Genomic DNA, 11,666 nt, shown 5'->3' on the forward strand with positions numbered 1-11,666 from the left:
AATATGGGAAGAAATCAGATTTACCGGATGCCTTTCGCAAGATTTTTGAATAGAAAATCGATTTACTATGAAAACAAATGCAATGGGTAACAAATAAGAAACGAGTTGCTTTAAGTAGGACAAGTCAGACGAGCGTATTAAAGCGAAAGAACCCGCTCAAGCGGGTTCTAAATAAGATGAGTGAATGTTGAGTTAGAATTTCCCTTTTACATCTTCTTCCGTGTCGGCATACGCCTCTGCCACAGAACGGCATTCTTCAGAAATTTCTACGAATGCATCCAACATATCTGGGTCGAAATGAGATCCTCTGCCCTCAATCATAATTGACATCGCCTTTTCATGGGGAAATGGCGGTTTGTAAACGCGGCGGCTGATCAAAGCATCGTACACATCTGCAATCGCCATGAGTCTTGCGGAAATAGGAATGTCTTCCCCTGCCAATCCTTGCGGGTAACCCGAACCATCCCATTTTTCCTGATGACTATAAGCAATCTCTTTAGCAAACAATAAGAAGTCACTCGGCACTGAGAGCTTTTTCTCCGCAGATATCAACGCGTCTCTACCATATACCGTATGAAGCTTCATGATTTCGAACTCTTCATCGGTTAATTTTCCGGGTTTAAGCAAAATAGCATCTGGTACACCCACTTTGCCGATATCGTGTAAAGGTGCTGCTTTACAAAGTTGAGTAATATTTTCTGGCGTAAGAAAGTCTGAGAATTTCGGATGTTGAGCTAAGGCTTCCGCGAGAAGTTTGACATAAAGCTGAGTCCGGCGAATGTGATTACCCGTTTCAGGGTCTCGCGACTCTGCAAGCGCTCCCATAGCTTCCATCGCAACATCGTGCAGCTCATCTAACTGTCGGGTTCTCTCTTTTACTTTCTCTTCCAGAATTCGATTTTGATTCTTGAGTAAGTCGCGAGCTTCTTTCAAAGTGAGATGATTTTTCACACGTTCCATAACAATAGGCGGACTGATCGGTTTGGTGATGTAGTCCACAGCTCCTAAAGACAAGCCTTTCGTTTCATCTTCAACTGCCACTTTAGCAGTAAGAAATACAACAGGAATATCGCGGGTAGCTTCATCGGTTTTTAAGCGTTCGCACACTTCATAGCCATCCATCTCTGGCATCATGACATCCAGCAAAACTAGGTCTGGCTGAGGTTCGGATGCCGCAAGTTTAAGCGCCTTTTCACCACTCGTGGCGATTTTGGTTTTATACACGTCCTTCAAGATACTATTGAGCAAAGAGACATTCGCTGGCGTGTCATCAACGATCAATACTATTTTTTTCTCACTCATCGGCTTACTCCCTTAAATCGCTGCATTCACTCCACATCCAACTGTTTAGGCTTGATGTTCTCTTAGCAACGCTGCCGCATTTTCAAAATCAAAATTCTCTATCGCACTTTCTACAGAGCCGAATATATCTGCTTCCAACGTTTGTTTCAGCGCTGCTTTCTGCTGTTCAAAGATATCGACTGAAGAGCCATCATCGTCATCAAGCAATCGTAGCAATTCGGAGATATCGACTTGGGTAGGCATACTCGATCGCTGCGGAACGGTTGCTTGCAAATAGCGAACGACCTCTGCCGCTTCGTCATATTCAAAGCTTTCGATATGGTCAGTCAGCTCTCTGTAAATGTTCACTGGTGCAAAACGTTGAATCAAAGCTTTATTATCAATAAAGCAACCTTCAGCTTCCCCGTCATCATCATCAAGGAGCGTGTACAACTCTTTGAGCTTCTCTGCATAAAGTTCAACATCGCCGCCTGTACTGCCGTTTTGACTTTGCTGTTCATCCAGTTTGCCAAGGTACTGAGATAGCTCGTCCGTCAGTCCACTTAGAACAGCGTCAAATGTGTTGATTGCCTGCGCCATCGACTCTTGAACCACACTCTCAGCGTCAGCACTAGCATTACTCAGAAGTGTTTCAAGATTTTGAGAAACATTCTGTAGTTCTACTGCACCGATATTTCCAGCTACACCTTTGGTGGTGTGAGCTAGGCGCTCTGCGGTTTTGAAGTCCTGCTGTTCAATGGCGTCGCTGATTTCCGTAGTGGAGTTTTTCTGGCTTTTTACAAAGCGGCGAATCAAATCTTGATAGAGAGTTTGATTACCAGTGACACGGCTAAGACCAATTTCTATATCTAAACCTTTTATGTTACGTGGTAACTCAATATTAGCTGCAACATCACTGTTTGTTGGGTTGATAAGTTCTTTACCTAGACCTTCGCGGGGACGAATTCTTTCCGCCAACGTTTTGTACAGAACCTCAACATCAATCGGTTTAGCAATATGGTCTTCCATTCCGGCGGCTAGGCAGCGCTCTTTATCTCCCGCCATCGCATTGGCTGTCATCGCAATAATTGGCATACCGTCATACTGGCTGTCACCGCGTATCTGTTTCGCCGCAGTAAAACCGTCCATAACAGGCATCTGAATATCCATCAACACTATGTCGTAACGGTTGGCGCGCACTTTCTCAACCGCCACTAAACCATTCTCTGCGACATCCACTTCCATCCCCGCTCTTACAAGAAGCTCAGTCGCCACTTGTTGGTTAATTTCATTGTCTTCCACCAGCAGTATTTTCGCGCCAGTAACGGCAGCAACCAGTTCAAGTTCCTGTCCTTTTTGAGTACCGATTTGGTTACTTGAAGTGCCTTTACCTAACACAACCATCGCTGCATCTAACATAGAAGAACTCGATACTGGTTTAGTCAGAATGCCTTCGGTTTTGTTCATGGTGTGTCTTTGAACTTCCGATACGTCATATGAGGAGACAAGTATCACTTTCGGAGGCGACGCTATCGTTGAGTCCGAATGAATAATCTCACTTAGCTCAATACCGTCCATACGCGGCATTTTCCAATCGACAAATGCAATCGCGAACGGATAACCGTGTTGTTCTTGTTTAACGATCAGTTCCAGAGCTTCCGCTCCAGAAGATGCCAGTATTGGCTCAAAAGTCAGTGACTCTGCGGTCTGCTTCATGATGTGACGAGCCATTGGGCTATCATCCACGATCAAGACTGGCAGCCCTCTTAGATCGGCATCTAAGGTCAGTGGTTTACTTTCCACTTCTTGGCTTAGTCCAACATCAATGGTGAAAGAGAAAGTACTGCCTTTGTCCGGCATGCTCTCTACCCAAATGTCACCACCCATTAGCTGAGATAGGTTTTTGCAGATACTCAGACCTAAACCTGTACCTCCATATTTTCTGGTGGTTGAAGCATCCGCTTGGCTGAATGACTGGAACAGAGAACTCATCTGTTTCTTACTCATGCCAATACCCGTATCTGTAACGCTAAACTGCACAGAAGCACGGTCTGATGACATCTCTTGTACAGAGACGCGAACAATGATCTCGCCTTGTTCGGTAAACTTAATCGCGTTATTGACTAAGTTAATTAGAATTTGCCCCAAGCGAAGCGGATCACCCACCAAACCTCTTGGTACATCCGATTCTACAGACACAAGAAACTCTAAGTTTTTCTCACGCACTTTCACCGTGACTAAGTTAACCAGTGTTTCTAACGCTTCATCCAGATTGAATGGAATATCTTCCAGCTCTAGTTTACCGGCTTCAATTTTCGAGAAATCGAGAATGTCATTAATTATGCCGAGCAAAGAGTTAGCCGCAGAATTGATCTTGGTGACATAGTCATGCTGACGCGGTGAGAGCTCGGTTTGCAACGCAAGATAGCTCATACCTATGATTGCATTCATAGGTGTGCGAATTTCATGAGACATGTTGGCGAGAAACTCACTCTTCGCTTTGTTGGCTTCATAAGCCTGCTCACGAGCCTCAACCAACTCCGTAATATCTGTTGATACCCCGCCAACCGCAAATATCTCTCCATCCGCGTCATAAACAGGGAACTTGAAGGAAATGTATGTCACTTCAGAACCGTCTGATTGAGTGAGCCTTTCTTCAATTTGTAGAGTCTCACCCTGTTCCATGACTTTAAGATCGTTTTCACGCAGTTCGGTAGCAGTGTCATACGGGAGAAAATCTTCATCTTTCAGACCGATACCTGACTCATCCGTGCGTCGAACCACAGTCTGCCAAACCTGATTCACTAAGATATAGCGACCTTCAGTATCCTTCAGATAGATTAAAGCAGGAGAGTTATCGAGAACGGCTTGCAACAGTTTCCGAGATTCAGCCAGCGCTTTTTCCGCTTTTTTACGCTGAGAAACATCGCGCAATGAACTCGCCACTAAGGTGCCGTTTTCAGACTCAATAGGGCTAACGTTGACTTCAACAGATATTTTTTGATTATTTTTGGTGAGAACGTTTATCTCAACATCTTTCTCTCTAAAGAATTCGCGTACTGAGGTGGCAAACAATTCGTCTTCTTTTGAGTAAAGACCTCGGTCTTCTTGTGGCACAAGTACCTCAGCATATTGTCCCACTAGCTCGTCCTTCTCATAACCAAACAGTTTTTGAGCCTGATTATTGAGCATGACAATTCGACCATGTTTATCTGAAACCACCATAGGATCAGGAGCCAGTTCCAATAGGTTATAGAACTGGTCTTTAGTTTTGTTCAGCTCTTCCGTGCGCTCTTCGACTTTGTCTTCAAGTTCATCTCTTGCCCTCAGCAAGGCGGTGTTAGCTCTATGACCTATCCAAGCATTGATAGCCATTAAACTGAGTGATAACAACAAGGTGACACCGAGTACTGAATACATAGTGACTCGTGAAATATCGAAAGATTGCAATGCCTCAGATTCACTGATGTCAGTAACCAGACCTATACCCAACTCAGCATCCCAAGCCCAAGCACTTAAAACAGGTCTGTCTAAGTAGCTATCGACGCCTTGGGTTTCTAACCCGCTGGTTCCCTCTATCACATTACGTACCGAAGGGCTCAACCCTTCAAGTCCCAAAGGTTCATCACTGGCAAACCGAGTAGCAGGATCGGTTAATCGAACATTGAGGATTGATACCTCGCCCTTAGTTAACACACCGTATTGATCGAGCTTGTTTAGGAATCGACTTTCCGAAAGCAATAACCCTTCAGCACCGACGACATAGGTTTCTCCACTTTCGCCTATTTGCCCCTTAGATAAGATACTGGCGTACTCGCCTTTCGGATCGGCCGATGCAATCACAGCGGCAATAGCTTTGCCTGAGTAATCAACCACAGGAGCAGCAAAGTAAATCTCAACTTCGCCATTAGTTGGATTGCGAGTTGGCGGAATAAAGACCGTTTCGCCCGCAAAGACTCTGTTGATTAGAATATTCATTATGTGCTCAAGACGAGGAGCACCATCAAATACGGAGGTTCCATCGGTCAGAACCATATAGAACTTCCAGTCTTCTTCGCCCAAATTTTGGCGATTGAGTAATGAAGCCAAGTTTTTATTGGCTCCAAAGGCATCGTTGCCTTCAATTTGTTTCGATGTAGATGTCGATGAAAAAAGAGTTTTCAGATTAGATTCGTTCGCCACCAGCGTAACCAACTGAAGACGACTTTTCACCCAGTAACGCAAGGTGTCATGGGTAGATTGCAATACCGTAACTAACGCTTGCCCCATGCGCTGCCTTGCTATTTGTTCTTCTTTGGCTAACGAGTTCCAAGTAAGCATCGCAATCACAATTAACAGCGCACTGACACCCAACATGCCAAAAATACGTAAACGACCCGACTGATAAAAAGTTACAGCACCACCACTTTTACGACTGAGATACCAAGCGAGAATCAGAAAGAATGTAGCAAGTCCAAGAGTCACGGAGGCAAACATAACGAGGGGTAATTGGCTACTCTCTTTGGATATGGCAGGTGCTACGACACCTTCTAGTTCAACGCTGACCCACTTTTGCCTGAACGCATCTCTTTGTGATGGTGTAATGCTCTCTAACGCTCTATTTAGAATCGGGATTAGCTCAGGCCAATCTTTACGCACACCCAATGCGAGCTGGTACTGAAAGCTGGTTCTAAAATTGATTTTAAGATTATTGAGAGCAAGCTTATTCACTCGATCAACCGCACTCAACTGATTCGCAAACATGGCATCCAACTGACCATCAGACACCTTTTCTAACCCTTCCGTAATACTGCTTACATGCACGATATTCGCGTTCGGATAATTGGTTTCTAACCATTCAGTGCTTGCATATCCCTCGATAGCACCCAGTGTCATTTTGCCAAAATCATTAATAGATGAGAGATTCGGTTTCGTTCTTTGGGTAATGACTACCGTAGGGATCTTCAGATAAGGTTCGGTAAAGCCAAAGTCTTTTTTTCTTGCAGGCGTCTGAGTGAACGCTGGCAGAACGTCCACTTCCTTTGCCTTAGCTTTATCCAATGTTTCTTGCCATGAGGCGGTAGGCACGAATTCGAACTCTATCCCTAACTGAGCACCAATAAACCGCATATATTCCGAAGCAATACCGCTGTATTGACCTCTATCGTCCATAAATTCAAATGGACGCCAGTCAGGGTCTCCTGCGATTCGTATTACTGGGTGCCCATTTAACCAAGAATGCTCTTCAGGGGTAAGGTCTGTTGTCGGCAGAGAATAAGTCACCGACGAGTGTCTTTCAGGTTGGAGCCAGTCATCCAAGATTTCCAAACGCTCTTCTCTGGTAATCGAAACAATCGCCTTGGTTAAAATTTGATGTAAAAGCGGCTTACTGCCGTTTACCAGCATCAGTAGAGGATGTTTACCCGTATCCGTAGAAAATGAACGGAAGCCGGACAATGCGTGCTCTCGCAGATAGAACTCCACCACGCTTTGCGAATCCATTGTGGCATCTGCATTGCCTTCCAATACCATTTCAATGCCATCGATGATCGAATCCGTTTCAATGATCTTAATGTTTGGCCTCTGAGTTTTTATGATATCGGTTGTGGCATAACCTTTTGGTACTGCTAAAATTTTCCCGTTCAAATCATCCATAGTTCGAATGGTTGAGCTACTTTTTACGAAAACGTGTTCTTGCAAGACGATATAGCTTGGCGTGTGAAGCGCGTAGGTACTACGTTCCTCCGAAAAGTACGCAGCGCCAATCACATCAATCTGACCTTTTGCCAATTTCTCATGCAACTGTGCGTAGCTAGCAGGCTCGGAAAAGGTAAAGCCAAGCCCTGTTTTCTTGGTAATCAGGTTTAAAATATCAATCGTAATTCCGACTTGCTGACCGTCGCTGTTGGCAAAATTAAATGGTGGCCAATCGACTTCTCTACCGACGGTAACAACAGGGTTATCTGCTATCCACTGCTCTTCTTCTTCCGATAGATCGAGTCGCGCAGATTTGACATCAGACAAACCTAAAGAGCTGCCTTTTATACTGTCATCAATCGTCAGAGTGTCGGATAAGTCTTCTTCCAGATATCTAGCAAAGGTATCTATCGATTTCTTCAGTTGAGTCTTATTTTGCTTGTAATCCACAGACTCTAGTAACAACTGCGCATGCTCTAAGTCTGTGTTGAGCACCAGTTTCTTTGCCCGTTCTTCTAAAGCCGAAAGTGCCTCATTGGCACCCTCAATAAGAAGAATTTCCGACAAACCTTCGCCACGGTAAAGACGTTTTATTTCGGAGAGTGTGGCATCAAATTGAGTGATAGCCTGATCATACCTATCTGCCCAGCGAAGGTCGCTTGAATAGGTGTAGGTGGTAATCGCGCTCGTCGCTATTTCGTCTTGTAAACGTAAGTTTTGAGCCAGCTCCACTAAACGCAGCGCGCTGTTATCTGGATGGTCATGCTCGTTTTCCGTTGCTGCAATCGTAATCGATAAGGCAAGCGATGCGAGGAATACAACGGCGAATACCTTTTTAAAGACGCTTCCCATCATAATGAACCGTCCTTGGTTAAGATCTCTGGGTCAAATCCGTAACGAGTAAGGATACTTTTGAATTCGTTTGTTTTACGAAACTTTATCACCGCTTCTTCTAACTGCCGTACCAAGGTATCTGCATTAGGATGTACCTTAGACACCGCGATGGTAACGGGAAGAATAAACACCGAAGTATCGAGTGCTTTGAATGCGCCAGATACACCAAGTTCACGTGAAACGCCCTGAACAAACTGTTTGTTATTGATTGCCATGTCAAAATTGCCCGCAAGCAATCCTTTTATCTGATCTTCAGAACTATTAACAAACTCCCTATCTAGGTATTCAGCGCTGTCAAAATCAGGGCCGTATGTCCAACCAAATATGGTTCCGATTCGATACGGGGATAACTGAAGTAACTTGCCATCAAAGCGAATATTGCTGTCAGCTCTGACAATCACGTCCTGTGATTCATAGATATGGGGGGTTTGGGTAAATAGTGCGACTTTGCGGCGGGATTCTGTAGCGGTGAGGTTTACAACAATATCTTCTTGTCCAATAGCGATTTGTGCCAATAGCTGTCTCATGTTGGGGTAATGTGTCGTTTCCACCCGATAGCCCAACGAATTGAGAAGGGAAACAGCCACTTCGTAAGAAGCACCTTTGTATGCACCTTCAGAATCTTGAAAATAAAAAGGTGCAAAGTTTTCTGGCACACCAATTCTAATAAGAGGTTTATCATCCTTAGCAAAAACAATCGACGACAAACTAAGTGCAATAATGCACACAACCGAAACTAGCCAATTCCGCATAGAGTCTTCTTCTAATTAAGTTCTATTTATACAGCGCACAACATAAAAACCAACAAAACCATTAAGTTATCAGTATAGGTAGCACCTTTCTCATTTTGCCAATCGAAAACTCATAAAAATGAAAATAAATGGCTGATTGTTCAGGAAGAATCTGTCTTCGCCACCCATTTGCTATTGCTGGTCAAAACGTTTGAACTCAACCGTAAACACCGTTTTTTCCTCGTCTTTAGTGGCAAAACTCAATTTTGCACCTTGCACGGCAGCCATCATCTGCGCTGAATAAGTTCCCAACCCTGTCCCGTTGCTTTTGTTGGCTGTCACATATTTATCGAACAATTTGTCTCGGATTCTTGGGTCAATCACCCCAGTATTCTCGATATGTACAAGTGCTTGGGATTCTTTTACTTCTACGGTGATAATCACCAGATCATACGATGGCGATGCTTCAATGGCATTTTTTAAAAGATTGGAAAATATGGAATAACAGAGCACGCTATCACCGCTGATAAAGACTTGCTGCTGTTTGTCTCTCTTTTCTATCAGGATGTTTTTATTTTCGGCGATATCATGCAAGTCACGAATGACCTGATTGAGAGTCTCACTGATATCAACACGTTTTGGCTTAAAAGCGAACTTCCCTTTCTCAATTTTGTAGAGATCCAGCGAGCTTGAAACGGTACTTAATGCCTGCCCTACGGAACGTTGCATTGAACGAAAATGATCCTTGGCTTTCGGTGATAATGCTTTGTTTTCGATTAACAATTCGAGTTCACTAGAAACGGCGGCTAAAGGATTCGTCAAATCATGCTGAATAATACGTTCTACATCTTCTTTAAGGCGGGCGTTTTCAATCAAGGTATCGACTTGTTTGATTAAATCTAAGCGATTACGACGCAAAGCCATGTGGGTTTGAACACGCGCCATTAAAATTTCTGGCTCAATGGGTTTAGTAATGTAGTCAACTGCGCCTAAACGAAAACCTTCGGTAATGTTCTTAACATCATTTTTACCGGACAAAAATATAACTGGAATATCTTCCGTTTCATATTTGGCTTTTAACTGTCGGCAGACTTCATAACCATCCATTCCCGGCATCATGATATCAAGCAAAATTAGATCTAACTCACTGGACTGTGCTATCTCTAACGCCTTTTCTCCAGACTTTGCCACCTTTACTTTGAAATGAGGTTTTATCAGATTGGCAATCACAGCAATGTTGTCTTCAACATCATCCACTACCAAAATAGTTTCTTGGTTATCTGTTGATGACACTGATGTTGGAGATGATATTGATTCCGCATCAGAGAGTGCAGTCACCTCGCCAGATTCTGATGATTGATCATCTTGATTTGAACTAACGAGTGGAGATTGGCTTTTAAATGCCTTTTGTACTTTCTCAATGAAATAGGCTGGACGGTAAGGTTTAATTAAACAGTCGGTGACGCCTAGGTCAATGGCTTGGGTGATGAGATTCTTTTCACGCTCTGCGGTGACTAAAATGAAGGGAATGTATTTAAGGTGATCATCGGAACGTATTTTTTCTAACAGCTCTAATCCATTCATTTCAGGCATATTCAAATCGGAAATGACTAAATCAAATTTTTCAGCATTTAATAGCCGCCATGCATCTCGTCCATTCGGTGAAACCGTTATATCCCGAAAGCCCACGCTTTCTAATCCGTTTCTTAGCGCACTCCTCATCGCCGGAAAATCATCCACTACCAAAATTGATTTACGCCTAGCCATAACGTATCCCTACCTGAACAGTCCATTCACTTTTAGCGCTTTTAGTTTTATCGAATGCAATAACTGCGCAAGGCAGTAAGCTTCGATTTCATTATTCCTTTTAAATTTAGCACATAGCCCAAAAACGCCATGTTTTTCACCTGTTTATTGCTTTATTCATGCCCAATCTGAACAGCAAACCATCAGTGCTAAAAATTGTTTATGCAACAGTGATTAAATAAGTATGGGATTTGGTATAGAATCCCCCTCGTTCAAAAAAGATACAAACCATCGTTTTATAAATGTTGCCAATGAGCCACATTATTTTTTGCCATTTTCTGCCCTTAGGTAATCTGCTTTATGTCATCGCAATCACCGCATTTTTTCTCACGACCTATGGTCGTGTATAGCTTAGCTATTCTCTGCACCCTTTTATGGGGAAGCGCTTATCCAGCCATTAAGACTGGTTATGCCCTGTTAAACATTGAAGCCCATGATGTAGCATCACAAATGGTGTTTGCAGGACAGCGTTTTCTACTGGCAGGGATCATTCTGATTGTGCTTTCAGTACTGTTTAAACGCAGTACGGGCGCGATCACCAAAACAAAAGTACGTCAAATCGTGGTTTTGGGTTTAACTCAAACCAGTCTTCAATACATTTTCTTCTATCTGGGTGTGGCGTTTGCAACCGGCGTAAAAGCGTCAATCCTAAACGCAACCGGCACGTTCTTCAGTGTGCTATTGGCGCATTTCATCTACCACAATGACCGCTTAACACAGAGAAAAGCTTTGGGCTGTACTGTGGGTTTCTTGGGAGTGTTCATTGTTAACTTCAACCAATCACTGCTCGATTTTCAGTTTAGTTTATTAGGTGAAGGCTCAGTGATTTTTGCTGCATTCATTCTTGCTGCGGCTTCCATTTATGGTAAAAAAATCTCTCAAGGCATTGATGCAATGGTAATGACAGCGTGGCAGTTGGCTATTGGTGGCCTAGCGCTATTGTGCGTAGGTTTTGTCTTTGGCGGTCACTCAGGCAACTTCGATTTAGCCAGCATTGCACTGCTTCTCTATCTCGCTTGTTTATCTTCTGCCGCGTTTGCTCTCTGGAGTGTGTTGCTGAAACATAACCCTGTCAGCACGGTAACCATTTTCAACTTTTTAGTACCTGTATTTGGTAGTGGTCTTTCTTCAATATTCCTTGGTGAAACCATTATGGAATGGAAGAACATCGCTGCACTCGTATTGGTTTGTAGCGGTATCTATATGGTGACAATGAGTAAGAAAAGCAGCTAATAGCAACTAGCTCTGTTACGCCACTTTCCTCACTTAATCTCGAAT

At 43.5% G+C, this 11,666-nt stretch carries 5 protein-coding genes; 1 reads left to right on the plus strand and 4 read right to left on the minus strand.

Annotated features, from left to right (window positions below):
• Nucleotides 1-192 precede the first annotated feature (192 nt).
• The 4 genes from ACOSVQ_RS09495 to ACOSVQ_RS09510 all read right to left on the minus strand — a co-directional run bounded on the left by ACOSVQ_RS09495 (nt 193) and on the right by ACOSVQ_RS09510 (nt 10,349).
• Nucleotides 193-1,302: an HD domain-containing phosphohydrolase gene (locus ACOSVQ_RS09495; RefSeq protein WP_491982335.1), complete on the minus strand. Its 1,110-nt coding sequence runs from the start codon at nt 1,300-1,302 to the stop codon at nt 193-195.
• Nucleotides 1,303-1,347: 45 nt separating this feature from the next.
• Nucleotides 1,348-7,812: a transporter substrate-binding domain-containing protein gene (locus tag ACOSVQ_RS09500; protein WP_491982337.1), complete on the minus strand. Its 6,465-nt coding sequence runs from the start codon at nt 7,810-7,812 to the stop codon at nt 1,348-1,350.
• A complete protein-coding gene (locus ACOSVQ_RS09505; protein WP_491982339.1) occupies nt 7,809-8,603 on the minus strand; it encodes a substrate-binding periplasmic protein in 795 nt (264 codons plus the stop codon). The genes ACOSVQ_RS09500 and ACOSVQ_RS09505 overlap by 4 nt, the downstream gene beginning before the upstream one ends.
• A 171-nt stretch (nt 8,604-8,774) precedes the next feature.
• Nucleotides 8,775-10,349, minus strand: a complete 1,575-nt coding sequence (locus ACOSVQ_RS09510; protein WP_491982340.1) for a response regulator — start codon at nt 10,347-10,349, stop codon at nt 8,775-8,777.
• Nucleotides 10,350-10,688: 339 nt separating this feature from the next.
• Here ACOSVQ_RS09510 and ACOSVQ_RS09515 point away from each other — a divergent pair, with 339 nt between their 5' ends.
• Nucleotides 10,689-11,621, plus strand: coding sequence for a DMT family transporter (locus tag ACOSVQ_RS09515; protein ID WP_491982341.1), 933 nt, complete (start codon nt 10,689-10,691; stop codon nt 11,619-11,621).
• Nucleotides 11,622-11,666: the final 45 nt, after the last annotated feature.

This window comes from Vibrio sp. HM8-C (genome assembly GCF_058630515.1).

Bases quoted from the DNA above. Each gene is read 5' to 3' on its own strand.
- ACOSVQ_RS09495 (WP_491982335.1), bottom strand. From the start codon at position 1,302: ATGAGTGAGAAAAAAATAGTATTGATCGTTGATGACACGCCAGCGAAT.
- ACOSVQ_RS09500 (WP_491982337.1), bottom strand. From the start codon at position 7,812: ATGATGGGAAGCGTCTTTAAAAAGGTATTCGCCGTTGTATTCCTCGCA.
- ACOSVQ_RS09505 (WP_491982339.1), bottom strand. From the start codon at position 8,603: ATGCGGAATTGGCTAGTTTCGGTTGTGTGCATTATTGCACTTAGTTTG.
- ACOSVQ_RS09510 (WP_491982340.1), bottom strand. From the start codon at position 10,349: ATGGCTAGGCGTAAATCAATTTTGGTAGTGGATGATTTTCCGGCGATG.
- ACOSVQ_RS09515 (WP_491982341.1), top strand. From the start codon at position 10,689: ATGTCATCGCAATCACCGCATTTTTTCTCACGACCTATGGTCGTGTAT.